Genomic DNA, 21,877 nt, shown 5'->3' with positions numbered 1-21,877 from the left:
TTCGCCGCTAGCATCGGCCGCATGGCGAAGTTCACCAGCTGGGATGGTCTCGAGCTCAACTACCGCGTGTGGGAGGGCGAGGGCATGCCGGTTGTGCTGCAGCACGGCATCGTCGCCGATACCAACGCCAACTGGATGAGCGTCGGCGTGGTGGCGGCGCTGCACACCGCCGGGCACCACGTGATCTCGCTGGACGCGCGCGGGCACGGGCGGTCGGAGAAGCCGCACGATCCGGCTCGGTATTCCTGGCACGCGATGGCCGATGACGTGCGGGCGCTCTACGACCACCTCGGACTGGATGAGGTTGCGCAGGTTGGCTATTCGATGGGCGGGATCATCTCGATCCTCGTCGCGCAGGCCGATGCGCGGGTGCGCAAACTGGCGGTCGGCGGCATCGGTTCGGGGGTGGTGGATTGCGGCGGTATCGACTGGCGGGTGATCAATGCCGAGGACATCGTCACCGCCATGCGCGGTGACGGGTCCGGCACGGTGGAGCAGGCCAGGATGTTCCGCATGCTGGCCGATGTGCTGGGCGCGGATCGCGAGGCCATCGCCGCGCTGGCGGGCGGGTTGAACGAGGCCCCGATCAAATCGGTCGCCGATATCACCGTGCCCGCGCTGGTGCTGGCGGGCGACGCCGACCCGTTCGCGGCCGAACCGGAACGCCTGGCGGCCGCCTTCCCGAACGCGAAGCTGGCGGTGGTGCCGGGCGATCACCTGGTCGCCACCACCGATCCGGGCTTCTCCGCCGCGCTGGTGGAATTTCTGGCCTGAGAACAGCTCTCAGTATTCGCGGCGGTGCGGTACGAACTCCAGGGTGAGCAGTGCCGCCGCCGCGATGAGCACCTCGCGCCAGCGAATCAGCACGAATCGCTGATCCGAGAACGAATTGAACTTGCGCAGAAACCGGTACAGCGATTCCAGCCGGATGAGCGGATCACCCAGTCGCACAGCGGTATACGCCAGCTGGCCGAGCCTGCCGCGTTCCTTGTCCGCGAACATCTCCGGAAAAGCCGCGAACGCCAGCGAGATTCGGGTGATGCCGCGCGCCTTGGCGTACTCGATCAGATCGACGATCATGCGCTCGTCCAGCCCATTGGGCGCGTCCTTGCGCCGCCACGGCACATCCAGGCTCAGCTCGCGGCCGTTGCCGGAGATGCCGTAGCGCTGGAATCCGGCGACCTGCCCGTGCTCATCGCGGGCCAGCACCAGCAGCATGCCCGGATGCCTGCCGTCCAGCAGATGGTCCAGGATCATCGAGAATCCGCGGGTCTGCCGCCCGTGTCCCCATTCGTCGACAATGCTCAGCAGGTTCTCGCGTTGCGGTTCGGTGAGCGCGACCTCGGGCACGATCTCGGTGGTGACGCCGAAATTGCGGGTGCGGCTGACCGCCTGCCGCAGATTGCGGAATCGCCGGCCGACCATGTCGAAATCGCCGACCTCGACCACCACGTCCCGTCCGATCGGGACCTGGCGCAGCCCGCGATGTTCGAAGGCGCGCAACTGCCAGAGCTGGGTGAGTTCCGGGCTCGCGCCCAGCACCGCCACACGCCAGCCGTGCGAGGCGGCGAATTCGGAGAATTCCGAGACCAATTCGCCGAACCGCGCCCTGTCCCCGATCGGATCGCCCGCGACCACGGCGATACCGAACCGCGCGCGATAGGCGATGGCCGCCGAGGAATCGGCGTTGAAGTAATAGCTCTTGGAGGAGTGCAGCGCGAAGGGGGCGACCGGATCCAATTGCGTGCGGCGCACCAGTTCGGCCACCCGGGGTAGCTGTTCGGGCTGCGGTTTAATGCCCAGCGGGGCCATCAGCACCAGCCCGCTGGCCGCCAGGAAGACGAATCCGACGCTGGTGTGCTCGGCCCGGTAGGCGAAGTTCGCGATCACCAGCACCACGGTCGCGGCTGTGAGATGCGGGAGCGTGATGGGCCGCCGCAGGTGCAGGCCGCGGGCTATGAAGAGCCCGGCTATCGAGACCGCCACGAACCAGCCGTGGTCGGTGCCCTCGCGGGCGGAGCGTTCGGCCGCCCACACCAGCACCAGAGAGCCGAACACGAGCACACCCATGAGTGGTATCCGAGTGGTCGGTCCGGCGGTGAAAACGGTGTCGCGATATGCGGTCAGACCGGTGGTCCGCACCGCCATATTCTCGTCACGCATGCTGCTCCCTTTGCTCCACATGCGGCCCGCTCACCAAGCGTATACCCATGGTGATCCTCCCTCGGTCCCTACAAACACACTAAACGGGACATACGACGGGAGGCACTCGGTTATTCCGGCCAGCCTTTCCAGAGACTGCCCAGCACCGGGTCGGTGATGCCTCCGGGGCAGGCCAGAGCGGGTGCGTCCCAACCAGCGAGACGCGAGCCCGAGGCGTAGGCGGAGTGCAGGAAATCGAGGGTCGCGCCGACCGGATCGGCGCTGCGCCGGGCCGCGTCGTAGGAGTAGTAGGCGGCGTGCGCGGAACCCGATGGCACCCAGCGCGCTTCGGGCGGTTGCAGCGGAAGCTCGGTCAGCCCTTCGGGTTCGGGGGCGGTGTAGGAGTAGAACGTCGGCTCGGGGACCTTATCGTCGCCGAACCAGAATCCGGCGCTGATCTCCTCGCGCGAATAGGCCTCGCGGGTCACCGGATCCACGCTCTCGGGCATCTCGATCTTGCGGTCGGAGAAGCGCTGCACCGCGAGATCGAAGGTGTGCCAGAACAGTTGGACCGGGCTGATCTTGCCGGAGTAACTGGCGCTGAAATCCTCGAGAATGCGGCCCACCTGGCTGGTGACGCGGAAGGCGCGCTGGGCGGCGGCCGGGTCGTAGTGGTGGTGTTCCTCGTCCTCGGCGAAGGGGCGGCCGTGATCGGGCAGGTCGTACGGGGTCGGGAAGGGCAGTTCCACCTCGATGCCGAGATCGCGCAGGCCGCGCATGGTCTCGGCGTAGAACCCGGCCACGGATTGATCGGCGAGCGGGATTTCCTCCTGGCTGCCGCGATCATTGGAAATGCGCAGCACGTGATCGAAGAAATCGAAGGCGCAGGTGAATACCGGGCCATCGGTGGCGCTGCCGAGCGGCAGGGTGGTCCAGCCGCGCGCATTGACGCGATAGGTCATATGCCACCAGTGATTGCGGCGGATGCCTTTCGCCAGTGCGACTTTGCCGACGATCTGAATGTAGCGGTGCAGGGTTTCCTTGGTGGGCCGCCAGACTCCGAGCGGCAGGGCCGGGAGTACATCGCTCGAATCCGCCGCGATGGTGCCGGTAACCGAGGAATCGCCCATGCTCCTGCCCACTTTCGTTCGAGACGGTCGTGTTTCAGATCGGCATTGCGCCGCCAATCCTACACACTCGCAGGCCACCTGCGAGTACAGCGAAACACGCAGTAGTGCAAGATCTTTCAAAGTATCCTGAACATTCCCCGCGCAACGCGCGAGACAGCGCCGGAACCGAGAACAGGGGTGAATCCGCATGACGGACATCAATACGGCCTACGCCGTCGTCGTCACAGCGGTCAGCGACCCGACGCAGGTGGAGGGTCTGGAGTGGGAGCGGGCGGTGGAATACCTGCCCAGCCTGGCGTCCAATGCCATGCGGAGCTGGGTCCGCGCGCAGGAGGCGGCGGCCGAACCCAAGGGCGAGGAACTGCGGCACGGGGTGGTGATTCCCGGGCCGCAACGGCGGGTGGAACCGCGCCAGCCCTATCGGGAGGTGTGCGTGCCACCGGCGGAGTATCAGCTCTTCAGTGCCGCGGTACGGCAAATTCCCCAGCGCGGTGTGGCCACGCCGGGGAATCGCCCGGTAGGTACGGGACAGGCGGCCGGCGCGATGGCGGGTCGGCTATTCGCTTAACAGGCGAGTTATTTCTTCATCTGGAATGAAGCTGGTTCCCGCCGTGCCCGGCTCAGTTCCCGTAGTAGTTATTCAATCTCGTATTCGGTTGTGGCGCAATCTATTTAAATCAGGCCGCGAACAGTGATGCGTATACCAGCCGGTCGTGCTCGACGACCAGCTGACCGGTGAGGCCGCCGCCGGTCACGGTGTGCAGTCGCAGATCGAGGTAGCGCTCCTCCTCGGTGAGCCGCACCTGCGCGGGTGCGGGCATCCAGGAGAGCACCTCGCTCGCCCGGCGCTCGCGCTCACGGGTGAGCTCGGTGCGCAGTGCGGCGAGGCTGTCCACCTCGAACGGCTCCGCCTCGGCGCGCTCCGGTTCGGCCTGCCAGGCGGCGACGCCGTACGCGAAACACACCAGCGGCATCCACATTTCGGCGAAGTACCGGGGATCGGGCGCGATCTCCAGGCCCGCGAACTTCCGGCCGACGAAGAACAGTGCGCCGAGCTGGCCGGGCAGCAATTCCAGGCGGCTGCGGAACTGGGTCAGCACCGCGCGCTTACGGGTGAGCAGCTGCTCCAGATGTCCGCGCGCGGGCAGCCGGTAGCGCGCGTTCACCGCCGAAATATCCTGCCAGAGCTTGGAATAGCCCGGCTTACCGCGCAATTGCAATGCCCTGGCCCGCAATTCGAGCGGCAGTACGAAGAACCACTGATCGCGGGCCTCGAGGTAGCCGCCCTGCGCGGCCTGTACGCAGCAGGCGTCGTCGAACAGCCGGGTCTGTCCCGCGCCCATGAGCGCGGCCGAGCACAGCGCGTGATTCTGCGCGCCCTCCTGGATGTACCCGATATGCAGCGGCACGATGGCCACGCCCGCGGGCGCGCCATTGTGCAGCTCCACACTCCCGTACCCCACCACGCGATTGAGCTTCAATCCCGAACGCGGCGGCACGATCCCGGGCCGCTCCGGACCGTGGATCGGCACCATGGTGAGCGCACCCGCGGTCTGCGGCGCACCCAGCCGGTACCCGCTCAGATCGACCGGCGCGTGCACCAGCGTATCGAGTCGGTTCATGTCAGCACTCCTTCCCGCTCGTCCAGAAATGCCCGGGCCGCGGCGATGATCCAGTCCGCTCCGGCCGGGCACCGCACGAACATCCACGGCAGCAACGCCGCGAAATCGTCCTGATGCCAGCACCGCTGCCGCGGCAGCGCGGGTGCCGGATCACGCAGCGACAGGTCGTCCCGCCCGGTGAACGTGGTCTGACACAGCACAATCGGCGTATCCACCCCGATCCGCGGCAGCGTCGCCACCACCCGCGCCAAATCCCCCGCCATCCGGTTCTCATACCCGTCGGTCACAATCACCACCAGATCCGGGCCGCCCTCCCCCACCGACCGAACTGACGGTGCGACGACAACCGAATCGTCCGTCTCGGAAGACAGCGCGGCCGCCGACATTTCGGCAGACCGAGTCGCCGTCGACATTTCGGCGGGCCGGGTCGCGGTGGCCGTTTGGGCAGGCCGTGCAGTCGTACTCACGTGGGGCGCTCGGCTGGGTCGTCCGGCGAGGGCGTCAAGCAGGGCGGTGGCCAGGTCGGTCGGGGCGGTTTGGGCCGCACCCGCTTCGATGACGGTCAGGTGCTCGCAGAGTCGGGCCAGGACCAGGCGCAGCGCCTCGGCCTGGGACAGGAGTGCCCATTCGCGCTCGCCGTAGCCGCGCATGGAATCCGAGGTGTCCAGCACCAGGGCCACATTCGCGGCCAAGCGCGGGAGGCCGTCCGCCGCGGCCGCGACGTAACCGGCCAGGGCGGAGCGCAATTCGGCGCTGGAGTCGCCCCGATACGCGTGCACCAGGGTGGCCGCGATATCACCGCGATTGGTCACGGTGACGATCGGCTCGCGCTGCCGCGTCGGCTCCAGCGGGGCGATGGGTTCGGTCAGCACGGGAACACCGTGGGTGCCGGGTGCGTACAGCTGCCGCACCCGCTCGACCGCCACAGCGGGATTCACACTGAACCGCAGCAGCTTTCGCCGCAGCTCCGCGCCATTGCCGCCGATGATCTCCCGCACACATCCGCGCGCGGTTGCCTTCCCCAGCGCGTGCTCGAAGCAGTCGCGCAGGGCGGGGCGGCGGGCGGCGATGAGGAGTTCGGCGTCGGGGTGGTCCAGGACGAAGGTCAGGATGGCTCGGGTGACGTGCTTGTGGTTGAGGCGGCGGCGGCGCAGGGTCAGCAGGACCGTGATGACCTGGTTCGGGGCGAGCGCGAAAAGCAGTGCGCGCGTTGCCTTGTCGAGGGTCATACGGGTGTGCTGATCGAGTCCGGTGCGGGTGGCAGTCAGGGTCTGGAGCAGGACGCGGGCGCGCTGGTGCTCGTGCACGCCGGGGGTCAGGGCCAGCAGCAGATAGGTCTCCGGATCGGAATCGTATGCGGCACGGTGGAATTCCGCGTCATCCCAGGTCAGCACACCGGCGCGGGACAGCGCCGGCGGCATGCTGTGGGTGCGGAGGTGATCGAGCAGGGTTGCGGTGTTCACCATTCGAGGGTAGGGAACGTCACACTTGACAATCCACTGATTTTCCCTGAACCACAACGGATTCGACCGCACCGGGTTCGGCGGGCATGAAACGGGGCCCTGCCGGACGGTCGGCGGCAGGGCCCCGCATTCGAATTCGCGGCGCCGATGAGGGGTAGCACCGCGAATTCGGTCTATGGGGTGACGATGGCGAAATTCGGATCCGGATCGTCGAACAGCGTGATCAGCTTCCCGAAGCTCTGCGCGTCACCCTCGATGGAGATCGCACCCGACTGCACGGCCGCGTTCACATCCTGCCCGGCGAGCAGCACCCCGATCAGCGCCGGTTTGGTGAGCGTGAACGTCACGTCCGCGTCCGGCAGCCCGTCCCCGGCGAACCGGTCGTAGTGCACCAGTACGCCATTGCGCAGTTCCAGCCGGTGCGTGCGGTTCTGATCGGTGAAACGCCAATCGCTGACGGCCTTCTCGCTCCACGCCTTCTGCCCGTCCAGCCGCAGCGACAGTGCGTCGAAGACCTGCTCGACGGTCAGCGCCGACATCATGGTCGGCGAATTCGCCTGCGTCGGTGTGCCGACCACGCCGTTGCGCAGTTCGTACGCGCCCATGAGGTAGAAATTGCGCCAGGTCGCGTTCTCCGCACCGTAGCCGAGTTGATCGTAGGTGCTGGCGAGCAGCGTCTTGGCGGCCGCATTGGCGGGATCGGCGAAGATGACGTAGTTGACCGCCTGTGCCACCCAGCGGTAGTCGCCGTCATCGTAGGAGGCGCGCGCCTTGCGCAGCACCTCATCCGCGCCGCCCATGAATTCCACGTGCCGCCTGGCGGATTCGACCGGCGGATGCTCCCACAGGTGTGCCGGATTGCCGTCGAACCAGCCCATATAGCGCTGATAGATGGCCTTCACATTGTGGCTGATCGACCCGTAGTACCCGTGCGTGTTCCAGGCGGCGGTGATGGCGGGCGGCAGTTCGATCATTTCCGCGATCTCGCTGCCGACGTACCCCTGGTTCAGCCGCCGCAGTGTCTGATCGTGTAGGAACGCGTACAGATCCCGTTGCAGCGAAAGGTATTCCACCAGTCGCGCGGTATCCCAGGTCGGCCAGTGGTGCGAGGCGAACACGACATCCGACTGGCGCGCATAGAGATTGATGGATTCGGTGAGGTACTGCGACCACACGTGCGGATCGCGCACCAGCGCACCGCGCAGGGTGAGCAGATTGTGCAGCGTATGAGTCGCGTTCTCCGCCATGCAGAGTGCGCGATGATCGGGGAAGTAGAAGTTCATCTCCGACGGCGCTTCGGTGCCGGGCGTGATCTGGAAGACGATGCGCACCCCGTCGACCGTCTCCTCCTGCCCGGTGTGGGTGATGTCGAGGGTGGGGTCGATGAGGGTGACGGTGCCGACCGAGGTGGTCTGGCCGAGCCCCGCACCCACCTGACCCTGCGGTCCGCGCGGCAGCAGCGCACCGTACATGTACGAGGCGCGACGCGTCATAGCCGTTCCGGCGTAGACGTTTTCGGCGATGGCGTGTTCGAGGAAGCCCTGTGGCGCGATGACCGGCACCTTCCCGGACGCCACATCCTCGACCGCGACCACGCCCATCGCGCCGCCGAAATGATCGACGTGCGAATGGGTGTAGATCATTCCGGTGACCGGGCGATCACCGCGATGCGCCCGGTACAGCTTCAAACCGGCTTCGGCGGTTTCGGCCGAGATCAGCGGATCGATCACGATCACACCGGTTTCGCCCTCGATGAGCGTCATATTCGACAGGTCCAGACCGCGGATCTGATAGATCCCCTCGGTCACCTCGTACAGACCCTGGCGAATATTGAGCCCGGACTGCCGCCACAGGCTGGGATGCACGGACGCGGGGCACGATCCCTTCAGGAATCCGTAGGAATCGTTGTCCCAGACCACTTTTCCATCGGCGTTCGTGACCACGCCGGGTTCCAGCGCCGCGATGAAGCCGCGATCCGCGTCCTGCTGATCGGTGGCGTCGGCAAGGTTCGGGTCCGCGGCGGCTCGTTGATTCTGCTCGACGATGTACTGACTGGGTTCGGTCTGTGCGCTCACTGCCTGCTCCTGTTCCCGTCGGTGTCCCGACTTGATCGAACGTGCTTGCTGGTGAAGGCTTTTCGTCACGGCGTGACGATGGCGAAGCCGGGATCCGGCTTGTCGAACAGTCCCTTCATCTGGATGAGCGCGGCGGCATTGCCGTCGATCTTGATGTCGCCCTTGGCAACCGCGTCCTGCATATTGCCGCCGCCGACCATGTTCTGAATGAACCCGCCGCGGGTGAGGGTGACGGTCGCGTCCGCCGCGGGCAGGCCGTCGTCCGGCCAGCGGTCGTAGTGCACCAGCACGCCATTGCGCAGTTCGGCGCGATGCACCTTGTCCTGCTGATCACTGAATTTCCAGTCGGTGACCAGATGGGTGTCCCAGGCCCTGGGCCCGTTGACGAACAGCGAGATGGCGTCGAACGCCTGATCCACGGTGAGCGCCGCCAGCAAGCCCTTGGAGTTGGCCGCGGTGGGCGTGCCGAAGGACCCGTTGCGCAACTCGTACGCGCCGGAGAGGTAGAAGTTGCGCCAGGTGGCGTTCTCGGAACCGTAGCCGAGCTGTTCGAATGCACTGGCCTGTAGGTCTTTCGCCTTCTTGTTGTTGGCGTCGGCGAAGATCACGTAGTTGAGCATTTGCACGGCCCAGCGGAAATCGGCGTCGTCATAAGCCTTTTGGGCCTTCTTCAGCACCTCGTTCGCGCCGCCCATGGCATCGACGTGCCGCTTGGCGTTGTCGACCGGCGGATGTTCCCACAGATGTGCCGGGTTGCCGTCGAACCAGCCCATGTACCGCTGGTAGATGGCCTTCACATTGTGGCTGACCGACCCGTAGTACCCGTGTGAGTACCAAGCCTTTTCGATCGCGGGCGGCACTTTCATCGCCTCGGCGATCTCACTGCCGACCATGCCGGTATTGAGCATCCGCAGGGTCTGATCGTTGAGATACCCGTACAGATCCCGTTGCGCGGAAAGGTATTCCACGATCTTGTCGGTGCCCCAGATCGGCCAGTGGTGCGAGGAGAACACGATATCGGACTGGCGTGCGTAGAGATTGATGGATTCGGTGAGGTACTTGGACCACACGTGCGGATCGCGCACCAGCGCACCGCGCAACGTGAGCAGGTTGTGCAGTGTGTGCGTGGCGTTCTCGGCCATGCACAGGATGCGGCGGTCCGGGAAGTAGAAGTTCATCTCCGATGGCGCTTCGGTGCCGGGCGTCATCTGGAACACCATGCGGACGCCGTCGATGGTCTCCTGCTGCCCGGTCGCGGTGATGTTCACGGTCGGGTCGATCAGGCTGATGGTGCCGATCGAGGTGGTCTGTCCCAGTCCCGCGCCGATCTGTCCCTTCGGCCCGCGCGGCAGCGCCGCGCCGTACATGTACGCGGCACGTCGCGACATCGCGGTGCCCGCGTAGATGTTCTCGGCGACAGCGTGTTCGAGCAGTCCGGCGGGTGCGACCACCGGGCAGCGGCCCGCCGCCACATCCTCGCGGGTGGTGACGCCGAGCGAACCGCCGAAGTGGTCGACGTGCGCGTGGGTGTAGATCAATCCGGTGACCGGCTTGTCGCCGCGATGCTTGCGGTACAGCGCCAGGCCCGCGGCCGCGGTCTCGTTGGAGATGAGCGGGTCGATGACGATGACGCCGGTATCGCCCTCGATGAGCGTCATATTCGACAGGTCCAGGCCGCGGACCTGGTAGAAGCCGGGCGCGATCTCGTACAGACCCTGTTTGACGGTGAGCTGGGATTGCCGCCACAGGCTCGGGTTGGCCGAGGACGGACAGGTGCCCTGCAGGAAGCCGTAGGAGTCGGTATCCCAGATCACCTTGCCCTTGTCGTCCTTGATGACGCCGGGCTGTAGCGCCTCGATGAAACCGTGGTCCGCATCGGCGAAGTCGACGGTGTCCCCGAACGGCAGCGTCCGGGTGAGCTGCTGATTCGCCGAGGCGATGGCATCGGTGGGATCGGTCTGGGTGGTGGACGGATTGACCTCGTCCGAGGAACCGCAGGCGCTGAGCGCACCGCCGACGCCGACGGCCGCCAAGGCCGCCGCGCCGACTCCGAGCATGCCGCGCCGGGACACCCGGGGTCCGCCGTTCTCCTGCTTGTCCGCGCCCTTGTTCGGATTGCCGTCGACCACGCCGTCTCCTACATCTTCCGCTCGCGCGCACCGCAAACCAGCCAAGCAGCTGTTAGCTACGCGTTCGCTAATTTCGCCATAACGATTCGTTCACGGCATTGAGAACGCCTTCTACGGTTGCTTCAGCGTTTGCCGCGCAATGTCACCATAGCCGCTATTGCAGTTAGACTGCAATAGCGGTGGCCGGAATCCTCCCCCGACCCCGCGAATATCGCCGGGAGCCGATGTGATCGGATGCAGAGATGAGCGAGGGCACCACCGAGCGCCAACCGAGCGGGGAGCGCCGCCGCAGGCGCAATCCGGAGCAGACCCGCAAGGCGATCGTGGAGGCGCTGCTCGCAGCCCTCAAGGAGGGCAGTTACGCACCGACGACCAAGGACATCGCGGACCGCGCGGGTGTTTCCGAACGCAGCATCTTCGTGCACTTTCCCGGCCGCGAGGACCTGCGGGTGGCAGCGGTGGACGCACAGTCCGAACTGGTGGAGTCACTGGTCGTGGCACCCGATCCGAACCTGCCGCTGGACGAGCGGATCGCGGCGGTGGTCGAACAGAGCGCGATCGTCTTCGCCCATCAGCGCACACCCCGGCTGCTCGGACTGCTGGAGTCGCCGTCCATTACCGCTATCGATGAGCGAATGCGGTTGACCGATGGCAAGATCCGCGCCGGGCTGGCGCGGATCTTCGTTACCGAGCTGAATCGGGATGGCGTCCAGGATCGCGAACTGCTCGATCTGATCGAGGCCACCGTGGGCTGGGCGTACCGGCACCAACTGGTCGACCGGCGCGGACTCTCACAGCGCGCGGCCTCGCACGCCATTACCCGAGTCCTGCGAAATCTATTGTCCGACAAAAGCTCCGATTGAGCGTCAGGCTACATGGAACCCCAGGACTGCAATAGATAGGTGATATTGGCGAGCACTCCGGTGATGGTGCTCGCCAGGTCGAGGGTGGCGGAACCGAGGTTGATGATCGGGAAATTCATTGCGGCATCCTCGCTTTCGTTCGATCACTTCAGCGCCTTCACCGTAAGGAATTGAGCAACCGTCCAGCAAGCATTTCGACGCACACTGTTCCGCACCCACACCGGTCAGTCACATCGTCAGATCTCCACCATCTGATAGTCGCCCACGTAATCGCCGAGGCGGCGCAGATGATCGGCGGAGTCACCGAGCGTGTGCTCGATGGCGGTGAGCCGGGCCGTGTAGTGGCCGACCGGATACTCCGCCGTCATACCGATACCGCCGTGCAGCTGGATGGCCTCCTGCCCGATATGCCGGGCGGAGCGGCCGATGCGCAGTTTGGCGCGCGAGGCGACCACCGGATCGGTGATGCCGTCGGCCAACGACATGGACGCGTACATGCTCATGCCCCGCGCGAGTTCGAGCGAGACATACATATCGGCGGCACGCTGGGTCAGTGCCTGGAAGGCGCGCAGCGGAACGCCGAATTGCTTGCGGGTCTTCAGATATTCGGCGGTGAGCCGCAGCGACTCCTCCATCGCGCCCACGGCCTCGGCGCACAGCGCGGCCTGCGCACCGGCCAGCGCCGCCTCGACGGGATCGGAGACATCGACCACCGGGCCGAGTGGTTCGGCGGTCGCGCCCTCGAATTCGATTGTCGCGCCGCGCAATCCATCGTGGGTGCGGTAGCCGGTGCGTCGTACGCCCGGATCGGCGGGGTCGACCAGGAACAGCCCCATCCCGCCGTCGGCGAGTGCGACGCTGACGATCAGCAGCTCCGCGCAATCACCGTGCGCCACCGGATGTTTGACGCCGGTGAGCTGCCAGCCGTCACCGTGCTGGACGGCCCGGGTGGCGAGTTCGGTGGACGGCCAGCGCACACCCGATTCGGCGTGCGCGAAGGCGAGCCGCAGTTCACCCTCGGCCACCTTGGGCAGCAGGCCCTTGCGCTGCGCGTCCGAGCCGACGGCGGCGATCAGCCCGCCGGGCAGCAGCGCGCAGTCCAGCAGTGGCTCCGGGGCCAGTTTCCGGCCGATCTCGGTGAACACCAGCATGGCCTCCAGCGGTCCCGCGCCCATGCCGCCGTCCGCTTCGGCGAAGGTGAGCCCGAGCAGTCCGACCTCGGCGAAGGTCTGCCAGAGTTGCCGATCCCAGCCGAGTTCGGTGCCGATGACCCGCGTGCGGGCTTCCGGGCTGTAGCCGCGAGCCAGGACGTCACGCACGGTGTCGCGCAGCATCTCCTGTTCGGTGGTCAGATCGAAATCCATGGTGCTGCCTCACAATCCGAGGATCGTCGAGGCGATGATGTTGCGCTGCACCTCGTTCGATCCCCCGTAGATCGATGTCTTGCGATAGTTCAGATAGGTGGCGGTGCTGCGGCGCGCCGAGTCCGGGGTATCCCCTTCGCGCACAACCGAATCCGGTCCGGCGATATCGACCAGCAATTCGGTGACGGCCTGCTGTAGCTCGGTGCCGCGCAGTTTGAGAATCGAGGAGACCGGGTTCGGTTTACCATCCGAGGGCCCGGAGGCGACCCGCAGCTGCACCAATTCCAGTGCCAGCAGCTCGTTTTCGAGTTCGGCCAGCCGGGTGGCGAAGACCGGATCCTCGAGCAGGGTGCGCGCGCCCAGGCGGGTGGCGCGGGCCTGTTCCTTGGCCAGCCACAGCCGCACCTTGGTCTGTCCGACCGCGGCGATGCCGGTGCGCTCGTTGCCGAGCAGGAATTTGGCGTAGGTCCAGCCCTGATTCTCCTGGCCGACCAGGTTTTCCGCGGGTACCCGGACGTTCTCCAGGAAGACCTCGTTGACCTCGTGGGTGCCGTCGATGAGTTCGATGGGCCGCACGGTCACGCCCGGGGTGTCCAGCGGGAACAGCAGCATGGAGATGCCGGCCTGCTTCTTGGGCGCGTCCGGATCGGTGCGCACCAGGCAGAAGATCCAGTCGGCGTACTGGGCCAGGGTGGTCCAGGTCTTCTGGCCGTTGACCAGGTAGGAGTCGCCATCGCGCACGGCGGTGGTGCGCAGCGACGCCAGATCCGAACCGGCCTCGGGCTCGGAAAAGCCCTGGCACCACCAGATATCGAGATTGGCGGTGGCGGCGAGGAATCGCTCCTTCAGCTGTTGCGAGCCGAATTGGGCGATGACCGGGCCGATCATATTCGCGTTGAAGGTGAGCGGTTCCGGTACCGAGGCCAGCTGCATCTCCTCGTGCCAGATGTGCCGCTGTACCGGGGTCCAGTCCCGGCCGCCCCATTCGACCGGCCAGTTCGGCACCGCCAGCCCGTGCGCGTTCAGGATGCGCTGGGTGGTGATGACATCGTCCCTGCTCAGCTCCTGTCCGTGCCGGGCGCGATTGCGAATGTCGGCGGGGATTTCGCTCCGGTAGAACGCGCGCAGTTCATCACGAAAGGCGAGCTCGTCCTCGGTGAGCGCCAATTTCATGGTTGGCCTCCAATGTCTTCGGGTAGCGCCGGATATGATACACAGACTATCCAATGTCTCAAATAGCTCTCGTAGACTCGGGAGGCCACGAAAGGGGACCCATGCCGGAGCAGGACCAGACCCTCGGAGTCGGAGAGCTCATCGCCCACCGTCATCGCGCGGACAGCGCACCCGGGGCACGCACCGACGGACATCGCCTCGCCCTGGTCATCGAGGGCGGTTCCTCGCGCGGCGCGTTCTCGCACGGAATGGCCATGGCGATCGAGGAGCTCGGCATACTGCACTGCTTCGACGCGGTGTACGGCGCTTCGGCGGGCGCGCTGAACGCGGCCTGGCTGCTGTGCGGGCGGGCGCGGAACTCCGAGCGCGCCTGGCATCCGGAGGTCATCAACCGGGTCATCTCCCCCGCGCGGGCGTTGCGCGGCGGGCGCGTGGTAGATACCGAGTATCTGGTGCACACCGTGTACGAGCGCATCGTGCCGATGGATTTTCCGGCGATCCTGGCCAATCCGGTCACCTTCCATCCGATCGCGACCGATGCCGACACCGGCGCGGCCGTGGATCTGCATCCCGAGCTCAGCGACAGCGCCTCGGTGCAGGCGGCCTTGCGCGCCTCCACCTGCCTGCCGATCCTGGCCGGGCGGCCGGTGCGCATCGGCGCACACCGCTACGTGGACGCCGGAATCTCCGAATCGGTGCCGATCCGAACGGCATTGGCACAGGGTGCGACCCGGGTACTGGTGCTGCGCACCCGCCGCGAAGACGAGAACATGAGCGCCCCTTCGGCTTTGGAGAGCCGGGTGGTGGCGCGCTATCTGGCCCGGCACGCCCCCGGCACCGTCGATCCGTGGCTCGGCCGCGTGCGGCAGCATCACCGCGACGAAGCGGATTTCGCCACCGATCCGGCCGTGCTCCAAATCCGCCCGCCGCACACCGCCCCCGCCATCGGCCGCACGAATCGCGATCCGGCACTGCTGCGCGAGGCGCTCAGCCTGGGCCGCGCGGTCACCGCCCGCACGCTGTCGCCATATCTGACACCTATGCTTTCGGCGTGACGCGCGCGGAGGGGACACGAGCACCGGGACGACCGGCATCGGCCAGTCGAGACGATGTACTGACGGCCGCCGTCGACATGTTCCTGGCCGGAAAACGCCTGGACGTGAATGCCATCGCCGCCCAGCTCGGGGTGGGCCGGGCCAGCATCTACCGCTGGTTCGGATCCCGCGACGGATTGCTCGGCGCGACCATCGCCCGGCAGTTGGATCGCATGGTCGCGCACGCCGACAAACGCAGCCGAGCCGAGGGCGGCGAACGCCTGAACGAGATCCTCGACCGCACGATTCACTGGCTGGTCGAGGACGATTCGCTGCGCGCCTACTTCGACAATGAGTCCACCGCCGCACTGCGCCTGATCACCCGCAGCGACGGCATCGTGCATCCAGCGGCGGTGGCGATCGTGGAACGACTCATCGAACGCGCCGAAACGCAGGGTTATGAACCGCCGATCGAGCGAAACACCTTGGCGTACGCGCTGGTTCGGCTGTGGGAGGCATTCCTCTACAACGACGCCGTCGCCGGATTCCGCGGCGATGTGGATCGCCTGCGCCAGGTGCAGGCCGCGCTACTGCGCACCTGAGACCGGCATCGGTTCGGAGGTCCGCAGCGAACGGCGCACCCAGAGGAAGGTCGCGGCGATCATCACGACCAGCGCGGGCTTGCCCAGCACCAGCGCGACCGAACCGAGCAGCACCACCTTGTTCGCCAGGTACAGCGGTCCCATGATCACCAGATGCACCGCCCAGAAGGCGAACCAGGCAAGAGTCACCCTGCGGTGCAGGCGAATTCGCTCCTTCGGAGCGGCGTGCTCGGCCGGTTCCAGCCCGAGCCTGCGGCACGCCCAATGGCTCAGCGGACGACCGGTGAGCAGGGTGAGCCCGAAGGCGATGGTGAAGAACACGCAGATCAGCAGATCCGGGAGATAGAACCCGCGACCTTCACCGGTGATGCCGACGAAGAGCGAGAAGACCACCACCACGACCACCGATACGGCCACCACCTTCACCGAATCACCGTGCAGCAGGCGGTATCCCGCGATGGCGATGGCAACCGCGAGCGCGATGAGAACGCCGATCTCGGCATTGACGCTCGCATAGCCGATCAGGAATCCGATCGCCGGAGCCGCCCCATCCACCAAATGCTGCGGCCCGCCGAGAGCGCGAAACTTACCCCACATCTCGGCGGCCGCCGAAGGCTGGTGGACAACCATCACATGGAACCCCAGGACTGCAACAGATAGGTCCAATTGGCGAGCAGGCCGGTCACGGTGCTGGCCAGGTCCAGGGTGGCGGAGCCGAGATTGATGATCGGGAAGTTCACGGGAGTCTGCTTTCGTCGGGAGTTATTGCAGTCCCACTGTAATAAGCGTGGATATGACGGGCAATGAACTTATGACCGAAGACTCCGAATGCCGCGCCTATGACGCGCGTCACCGAATGCTAAAACAGCGCAGATGCACAGACCCGAAATTGAAAGGGCAAGAATTCTGAATACCTTTGTATCACAATAGAATTGAGGTTTCGAGGTCTGTTTTTCGAGAGTAGAATAGAGGTATGAATTCAGGGGAGAAAGTCGCAATCACGGAGAGTGTCATCGCACTGTCCGCTGCGATCGACACCCTGATCTCGCAGCCCCTTATCCCGTTGTCGGACAACGACATTGTCGAATTGATGCAGCAGATCGAAACCGCCACCCGCAAACTCGACGCGCTCAAACTCGACCTCGTCGTGCAGACCTGCTCCCGGTCACTGCCCAAGCGCGCAGGCGCGGGGAGTGTGGCGCTGTATCTGCAACAGACACTCCGCATCTCGCACGGGGACGCGTTGAACCGGTGGCACTGCGCCGAACAAGCAGCCATCTGGCCCCGCGTCGGAGACAACGCCGAAATCTCCGTCCCCGCACCGGTATTGCCGAACACCGCACTGGCGCAGGAAGAAGGCGCGATCGGCCTCGATCACGTGCGCGTCATCCGCCAGGTCATGGACCGGTTGCCCAACAAAGTCACCGCCGAAGATCGTGCCTTGGCTGAAGAGCACCTGGCCCGGCACGCTCGCGCGTTGAACCCGAACCAGCTGCCCAAGATCGGTGATCGGATCCTCGGGCACCTGGACCCCGATGGCACATTGACCGATGATGCGGATCGGGCTCGGATGCGCAGCATGCGAATGAGCCCGCAAGGCTTCGATCTGATGTCCACCATGACCGTGGTGTTGACCCCCGAAGCCCGCGCGGCCATGGACGCGGTCTTGGCCAAGCTCGCCCGGCCCGGTCTGTGCAACCCGGCTGATCCCGAAAGCCCGTTCGTGGTCGATGAGAATCTCGACCCCGAGGTGGTGAAAGCCGCCGCCAAGCGCGACATGCGCACCACCGTGCAACGCCAGCATGATGCGTTGTTCGCGTTGCTGCACCCGGACTTCCACCCCAACCACCTCGGCTCGCACCGGGGCCTGCCGGTGACCACGATCGTGACCATGAGCATCCACGATGTGGAGCGCGCCGCCGGTGTGGCCACTACGGCTACCGGCGGGACCGTTCCGGTCGCTGTCGCGTTGGAAATGGCTGCCCGCAAAAGCAAGACGTTCTCGGTCATCACCGATGGTGAGGACATGCCGCTGCACATCGGTCGGGCACGCCTGGCGAACCCGGCCCAGCGGATGGCGTTGATCGCCACCGAACGCGGCTGCACCCGCCCCGGCTGCACCGCACCCGCCAGCATGGCCGCCGTGCACCACGTCACCGAGTTCGTCAAAGGCGGGCTGACCGATATCGAAAACCTCACCCTCGCTTGCGATCACTGCCACGCGTTGGTCAATGACACCCCGACCGGGTGGACGACCATCAAGCTCGGCAAGGGCGCGAGGTTCGCCGGACGTACCGCCTGGATCGCCCCGGCGCATATCGATCCGACTCGGACACCGCAGGTCAATCACATGCATCACCCGGACGAGTTGATGGCCACCGCCCCGGTAGCCCCGCTGCCCGTCAGCCCTGCTCGGGTCTGTGCGCCGAACCGGATGCGCCAGCGACCCTGGGTATTGCCTCGCCCGGCTTGCCCAGCCCGGCAATAGCTTCCACCACTACCTGTATCCACCGTCAGGAACCTTCCTGCCGGTCCTACAGGCATGTCCGTACCTCAGTTCCAGCCCTTCCGCAGTCCGGACAAAGAAGCAGTGCTGGTTACTTCGCCTGCCGTACCCGACTTGCTCTCCCGCAACCCAGGCCCGCCCCTCACGTCCCCGACGGGGTGACTGGCTGTGGTCACCTACCGAGCCAAAAGACCAAGCCGCCCTGGTGTTTTGGTTTTTGTTGTTGGTCTTTGTCTTTTGTTCTTGTTCTTTTCTTGTCCGGGCGTCTTTTTCTTTTGTTCTTTTAATCTTGTTCTTTGAGTCTCTTGTTTTTCGATCATCGCTGAGACGGAAGGTGTAACCGCTTGAGCGATAGGGCATTCAGAGCCACGATCACACTGGACCCGGACATGGAGAGCGCAGCAATCTCAGGCCGAAGCGTGAACCCGAAAGCAGGCTCGAAAACACCAGCAGCAATGGGAAGCGCGATAGCGTTGTAACCGACCGCCCACGCAAGGTTCTGATGCATCTTGCGAAGCGTGCCACGCCCGATGCGAAGTGCGGTCGGCACATCCAACGGGTCGGAACGCATCAGAACCAAATCCGCTGTCTCGATCGCAACATCGGTACCGGCACCGATCGCAATGCCCAGATCGGCGCGCGCGAGCGCCGGAGCATCGTTCACCCCGTCACCCACCATGGCGACTTTCTTTCCGGCAGCCTGCAATTCGGCGATCCGATCGGACTTATCCCCCGGCAGCACCTCGGCGATCACCGTATCGATACCGAGCTCGGCGGCGATCCGTTCGGCGGTGGCCTGATTGTCACCGGTCAACATGACCACTTCGATACCCATATCGTGCAGATCCTGCACTGCGCGAGCGGAGGTTTCGCGCACCGCGTCCGCGATACCGATGACCGCGGCGGCCTTCCCGTCCACGGCCGCGAGCACCGCGGTCTGCCCTGCTCCCGCGACGCGATCGCGTACAGCGGCCAGCTCTCCGAGCTCGATGCCTTCCCGCTCCAGCAGACGGCGGTTGCCCAACACGACGCGCCGCCCGTTGACGGTAGCTATCGCGCCGTGCCCGGGAACATTCTCGAAGTCCTGTGCGCGTTCACCATTCGCGCCGTGCCCCTCGGCGTAATTCACGACGGCCTCGGCGAGCGGATGTTCGGACTCGCGTTCCACGGCCGCCAGCAGCGGGATCAATTCCTCCGCGCTGATCACCCCGTCGGTGACGATCTCGGTGACCTCGGGTTCACCCTTGGTGAGCGTCCCGGTCTTGTCCATCACCACCGTCTGGATGCGTGCCGCGCTCTCCAGCGCCATCGCATTCTTGAACAGCACACCGCGTTTCGCGCCCAGACCGGTGCCGACCATGATGGCGGTCGGGGTGGCCAGCCCGAGCGCGTCGGGGCAGGTGATGACCACGACGGTGATGGCGAACAGCATGGCCTTGGCGAAGGTGGCTCCGGCGAGCAGCCACACGCCCAAAGTCAGTGCGCCACCGATCAATGCGACCAACACCAGCCAGAAGGCGGCGCGGTCGGCGAGTTTCTGTCCGGGAGCCTTCGAATTCTGGGCTTCCTGAACGAGATTCACGATCTGCGCCAGTGCGGTGTCGGCCCCGACCTTGGTGGCGCGGACCCGCAGCACACCGTTCTTGTTCAGCGTCGCACCGATGACCGCCGACCCGGGTTCCTTGTGCACCGGCAGGCTTTCACCGGTGACCATGGCCTCGTCGACTTCGCTCTCACCCTCGACGACCGCACCGTCGACGGCGATCTTGGCACCGGGCCGCACCAGCAGCAGATCTCCGACAATCACGTCAGCAGTGGGGATTTCGACTTCCCGGCCGTCCCGGATCACCACGGCCTGCGGCGGCGCGAGGTCGAGCAGGGCGCGAATGGCGTCATTGGCTCCGCCGCGCGCCCGCATCTCGAACCAGTGGCCGAGCAGTACGAAGGTGGCCAGCATGGTGGACGCCTCGTAGAACACCTCGCCGCCACCGGTGAGGGTGATGGCCAATGAATACAGCCAGCCCGCACCGATACCGACTGCGACGAGCACCATCATGTCGAGGGTGCGTGCCTTCAGCGCGGCAACGGCACCGGTGAAGAAGATGGTCGACGAGTAGAAGATCACCGGCAGGCTGAGGATGAGCGCCCAGATGTCCTGCCGCAGCCCGAACGGCGTCGGCAGATCCAGGCCGAACATGTCCTTGGCCATCGGCGACCAGAACATCACCAGCAGCGAGAACACCAGCGCGACCAGGAACCGGTTGCGCATATCGCGGGCCATGTCATCCATGGACATGCCCGCGTGCCCGGCATGCCCACCGTGCCCCATGGCGGCGTGATCCATACCCGAGTGATCCATACCCGCGGGCTCGTCATGATCCATGCTCCGACCATATACCCTCGGGGGGTACCTGGCGAGCCCGGTGTGACCGGCGAGTCATTCGAACCATTCGCGACTAGCGAATACCCGGGGTCTTGGGATCGGTCCCGAAGCAGCCGACGATGTAGCACCCGGGCGGCCAATCCGACACCGGCGGCGCGAGTGGTTTGTCCAGGCATGACAGCAGCCCGCACCCCGGATAGGCCATCGGCCCCAGACCCAGCGCGGCGAGGGTGGCCGCCGGATTCGAGATCATCGGATCGGCCAGGCTGATATCCGGATGATCCCGATACGGCCCGGGATCGGCGAGCACCGGATCCCGGAAGGCGAAGGTGAGCGCGCGCAGCACATCGTGCGGGAAGCTCACCGAACTGCCGGGCACGGTCACGCCGGTCCAGCTCACCAGCAACCCGAGACTGGGCACAATCGTGTTGTCCTGCCGCATCATTCCCGACATCTGCACGGCGTCGGCGGGCATGCCGGGGAAAATCGAGCCGCAATCGGGGCCGTTCACCACGAACAGGAAACCGTAGCAATCGTTCGCGGCGGTGCCGGTGGTGGCCTCGCGCAGGTAGTCCGACGAAATCACCTGCGTACCAGCCCAATTGCCATGGTTGGCGACCAGCAGACCCAGCTTGGCGAAGTCATCCGGCGGCAGCACCAGATGCGCGTACCCGTACGTGTTCTGACTGCGATCCCGCGCCCAGTGATAGTCATTGCGCTCTATCCCCAAGGGTGTGAACAGTTTTCGCTGCGCGTACGCCTGGAAATCTTCCCGCACCGCCTGCTGCACCACGTACACCAGCAGATCCACCGCCCGCTGGCTGTACTGCCACTGCGTCCCCTGCGGATGCACGATCGGCATCGCGAGCGCCTGCGCCACCACGTTCGGGTCGAGTTGCACCAGACCCGTGACCCCTTCGGACGCCACGGCCACCTGCATACCGGAGGTCTCGGTCAGCAGGCTGCGCACGGTGATGGCGCGATGCGCCGAATCCCCCAGTCCGGCAGGAAGATACGCGTCGATCGGACTGTCGATCCGCAGCAGCCCGTCATCCACGGCCGCACCGGCGACCATGGCAACCACACTCTTGGTGCTGCTCCACAGGTTCCACGGCATCCCGCCCGCGCGCTTGTTATTGGGCCCGCCCGCCACCAGACAGTTGTTCCGGAAGATCTGCACGGTGAATCGCGTCGGATCCGCCGCGAAGTCCACCGCACGCTGTAGTTCGGCCGGATCCAGCCCGACCGCTTCCGGTTTCGCGGTCTGCTGGGTACGCCCGCTGCTCACCTCGCACTGCTGCTGCGGCTCGGCTCGCGCCGGTTGTGCGACGAGCAGCAGGCTCGCCGTGATCGCCGCCGCCACCGCGACTGTCCATATCCGAAACACCCAA

General features: G+C 65.7%; 17 protein-coding genes. 6 read left to right on the top strand and 11 right to left on the bottom strand.

Features of this window, described 5'->3' with window-relative positions; all coding sequences use genetic code 11:
• The first annotated feature begins 21 nt into the window (after positions 1–21).
• Positions 22–774, top strand: a complete 753-nt coding sequence (locus ACFVUS_RS36800; RefSeq protein ID WP_387777565.1) for an alpha/beta fold hydrolase — start codon at positions 22–24, stop codon at positions 772–774.
• A gap of 9 nt (positions 775–783) precedes the next feature.
• Here the strand turns inward: ACFVUS_RS36800 and ACFVUS_RS36795 are convergent, their stop codons facing one another.
• Together ACFVUS_RS36795 and ACFVUS_RS36790 are read right to left on the bottom strand one after the other, a co-directional pair.
• Positions 784–2,163, bottom strand: coding sequence for a bifunctional lysylphosphatidylglycerol flippase/synthetase MprF (locus ACFVUS_RS36795; protein ID WP_387777562.1), 1,380 nt, complete (start codon positions 2,161–2,163; stop codon positions 784–786).
• 110 nt (positions 2,164–2,273) lie between these two features.
• Positions 2,274–3,272: a DUF5996 family protein gene (locus ACFVUS_RS36790; protein WP_387777559.1), complete on the bottom strand. Its 999-nt coding sequence runs from the start codon at positions 3,270–3,272 to the stop codon at positions 2,274–2,276.
• 187 nt (positions 3,273–3,459) lie between these two features.
• Here ACFVUS_RS36790 and ACFVUS_RS36785 point away from each other — a divergent pair, with 187 nt between their 5' ends.
• Positions 3,460–3,840 carry a hypothetical protein gene (locus ACFVUS_RS36785; protein WP_387777556.1) on the top strand — a complete coding sequence of 127 codons (381 nt, stop codon included), beginning with the start codon at positions 3,460–3,462 and terminating at the stop codon, positions 3,838–3,840.
• Positions 3,841–3,949: 109 nt separating this feature from the next.
• Here the strand turns inward: ACFVUS_RS36785 and ACFVUS_RS36780 are convergent, their stop codons facing one another.
• From ACFVUS_RS36780 to ACFVUS_RS36765, 4 genes are all read right to left on the bottom strand, one after another.
• Positions 3,950–4,894: an ARPP-1 family domain-containing protein gene (locus ACFVUS_RS36780; protein WP_387777553.1), complete on the bottom strand. Its 945-nt coding sequence runs from the start codon at positions 4,892–4,894 to the stop codon at positions 3,950–3,952.
• Positions 4,891–6,357 carry a hypothetical protein gene (locus tag ACFVUS_RS36775; protein ID WP_387777550.1) on the bottom strand — a complete coding sequence of 489 codons (1,467 nt, stop codon included), beginning with the start codon at positions 6,355–6,357 and terminating at the stop codon, positions 4,891–4,893. Before ACFVUS_RS36775 ends, ACFVUS_RS36780 begins: the two co-directional genes overlap by 4 nt.
• A gap of 173 nt (positions 6,358–6,530) precedes the next feature.
• Entirely contained in the window at positions 6,531–8,432 is a 1,902-nt protein-coding gene (locus tag ACFVUS_RS36770; protein ID WP_387777547.1) for an alkyl/aryl-sulfatase, read from the bottom strand.
• A 65-nt stretch (positions 8,433–8,497) separates the two neighbouring features.
• Positions 8,498–10,561, bottom strand: coding sequence for an alkyl/aryl-sulfatase (locus ACFVUS_RS36765; RefSeq protein ID WP_387777544.1), 2,064 nt, complete (start codon positions 10,559–10,561; stop codon positions 8,498–8,500).
• A gap of 242 nt (positions 10,562–10,803) precedes the next feature.
• Here ACFVUS_RS36765 and ACFVUS_RS36760 point away from each other — a divergent pair, with 242 nt between their 5' ends.
• The gene (locus ACFVUS_RS36760; RefSeq protein ID WP_387777541.1) at positions 10,804–11,424 is read left to right on the top strand and encodes a TetR/AcrR family transcriptional regulator; all 621 of its coding nucleotides are present in this window, start codon (positions 10,804–10,806) and stop codon (positions 11,422–11,424) included.
• Between the two features lie 236 nt (positions 11,425–11,660).
• Here the strand turns inward: ACFVUS_RS36760 and ACFVUS_RS36755 are convergent, their stop codons facing one another.
• Both ACFVUS_RS36755 and ACFVUS_RS36750 read right to left on the bottom strand, forming a co-directional pair.
• Positions 11,661–12,788 carry an acyl-CoA dehydrogenase family protein gene (locus ACFVUS_RS36755; protein WP_387777538.1) on the bottom strand — a complete coding sequence of 376 codons (1,128 nt, stop codon included), beginning with the start codon at positions 12,786–12,788 and terminating at the stop codon, positions 11,661–11,663.
• Between the two features lie 9 nt (positions 12,789–12,797).
• Complete coding sequence (locus ACFVUS_RS36750) at positions 12,798–13,961, bottom strand: acyl-CoA dehydrogenase family protein (protein ID WP_387777535.1); 1,164 nt, start codon at positions 13,959–13,961, stop codon at positions 12,798–12,800.
• Positions 13,962–14,062: 101 nt separating this feature from the next.
• Between ACFVUS_RS36750 and ACFVUS_RS36745 the strand changes: the two genes are divergently transcribed.
• A complete protein-coding gene (locus tag ACFVUS_RS36745) occupies positions 14,063–15,016 on the top strand; it encodes a patatin family protein (RefSeq protein ID WP_387777532.1) in 954 nt (317 codons plus the stop codon).
• A complete protein-coding gene (locus ACFVUS_RS36740; protein WP_387777529.1) occupies positions 15,013–15,597 on the top strand; it encodes a QsdR family transcriptional regulator in 585 nt (194 codons plus the stop codon). Before ACFVUS_RS36745 ends, ACFVUS_RS36740 begins: the two co-directional genes overlap by 4 nt.
• On the opposite strand, the gene ACFVUS_RS36735 is transcribed toward ACFVUS_RS36740, so the two are convergent.
• Positions 15,583–16,227, bottom strand: coding sequence for a DUF3159 domain-containing protein (locus ACFVUS_RS36735; RefSeq protein WP_387777526.1), 645 nt, complete (start codon positions 16,225–16,227; stop codon positions 15,583–15,585). The two genes, ACFVUS_RS36740 and ACFVUS_RS36735, sit on opposite strands and share 15 nt — an antisense overlap.
• 343 nt (positions 16,228–16,570) lie before the next feature.
• Between ACFVUS_RS36735 and ACFVUS_RS36730 the strand changes: the two genes are divergently transcribed.
• Positions 16,571–18,085 (top strand): DUF222 domain-containing protein, encoded by a 1,515-nt coding sequence (locus tag ACFVUS_RS36730; protein WP_387777523.1) that lies wholly within the window; start codon positions 16,571–16,573, stop codon positions 18,083–18,085.
• A gap of 334 nt (positions 18,086–18,419) precedes the next feature.
• Here ACFVUS_RS36730 and ACFVUS_RS36725 read toward each other — a convergent pair whose 3' ends face one another.
• Together ACFVUS_RS36725 and ACFVUS_RS36720 are read right to left on the bottom strand one after the other, a co-directional pair.
• A complete protein-coding gene (locus ACFVUS_RS36725; protein ID WP_387777520.1) occupies positions 18,420–20,486 on the bottom strand; it encodes a heavy metal translocating P-type ATPase in 2,067 nt (688 codons plus the stop codon).
• Positions 20,487–20,559: 73 nt separating this feature from the next.
• A complete protein-coding gene (locus tag ACFVUS_RS36720; protein WP_387777517.1) occupies positions 20,560–21,873 on the bottom strand; it encodes a serine hydrolase domain-containing protein in 1,314 nt (437 codons plus the stop codon).
• Between the last annotated feature and the right edge of the window lie 4 nt (positions 21,874–21,877).

Origin of the sequence: Nocardia sp. NPDC058058 (assembly GCF_042885355.1) — a bacterium.
GTDB lineage: Bacteria > Actinomycetota > Actinomycetes > Mycobacteriales > Mycobacteriaceae > Nocardia.
Note: the sequence above shows the minus strand (reverse complement) of the source record. Positions and strands in the feature narration are given on the sequence as shown.

Excerpts from the sequence above, each read along its gene's own strand:
- ACFVUS_RS36800 (WP_387777565.1), top strand. The coding sequence starts at position 22 with ATGGCGAAGTTCACCAGCTGGGATGGTCTCGAGCTCAACTACCGCGTG.
- ACFVUS_RS36795 (WP_387777562.1), bottom strand. The coding sequence starts at position 2,163 with ATGCGTGACGAGAATATGGCGGTGCGGACCACCGGTCTGACCGCATAT.
- ACFVUS_RS36790 (WP_387777559.1), bottom strand. The coding sequence starts at position 3,272 with ATGGGCGATTCCTCGGTTACCGGCACCATCGCGGCGGATTCGAGCGAT.
- ACFVUS_RS36785 (WP_387777556.1), top strand. The coding sequence starts at position 3,460 with ATGACGGACATCAATACGGCCTACGCCGTCGTCGTCACAGCGGTCAGC.
- ACFVUS_RS36780 (WP_387777553.1), bottom strand. The coding sequence starts at position 4,894 with ATGAACCGACTCGATACGCTGGTGCACGCGCCGGTCGATCTGAGCGGG.
- ACFVUS_RS36760 (WP_387777541.1), top strand. The coding sequence starts at position 10,804 with ATGAGCGAGGGCACCACCGAGCGCCAACCGAGCGGGGAGCGCCGCCGC.
- ACFVUS_RS36755 (WP_387777538.1), bottom strand. The coding sequence starts at position 12,788 with ATGGATTTCGATCTGACCACCGAACAGGAGATGCTGCGCGACACCGTG.
- ACFVUS_RS36750 (WP_387777535.1), bottom strand. The coding sequence starts at position 13,961 with ATGAAATTGGCGCTCACCGAGGACGAGCTCGCCTTTCGTGATGAACTG.
- ACFVUS_RS36745 (WP_387777532.1), top strand. The coding sequence starts at position 14,063 with ATGCCGGAGCAGGACCAGACCCTCGGAGTCGGAGAGCTCATCGCCCAC.
- ACFVUS_RS36735 (WP_387777526.1), bottom strand. The coding sequence starts at position 16,227 with ATGGTTGTCCACCAGCCTTCGGCGGCCGCCGAGATGTGGGGTAAGTTT.
- ACFVUS_RS36730 (WP_387777523.1), top strand. The coding sequence starts at position 16,571 with ATGAATTCAGGGGAGAAAGTCGCAATCACGGAGAGTGTCATCGCACTG.
- ACFVUS_RS36725 (WP_387777520.1), bottom strand. The coding sequence starts at position 20,486 with ATGGATCATGACGAGCCCGCGGGTATGGATCACTCGGGTATGGATCAC.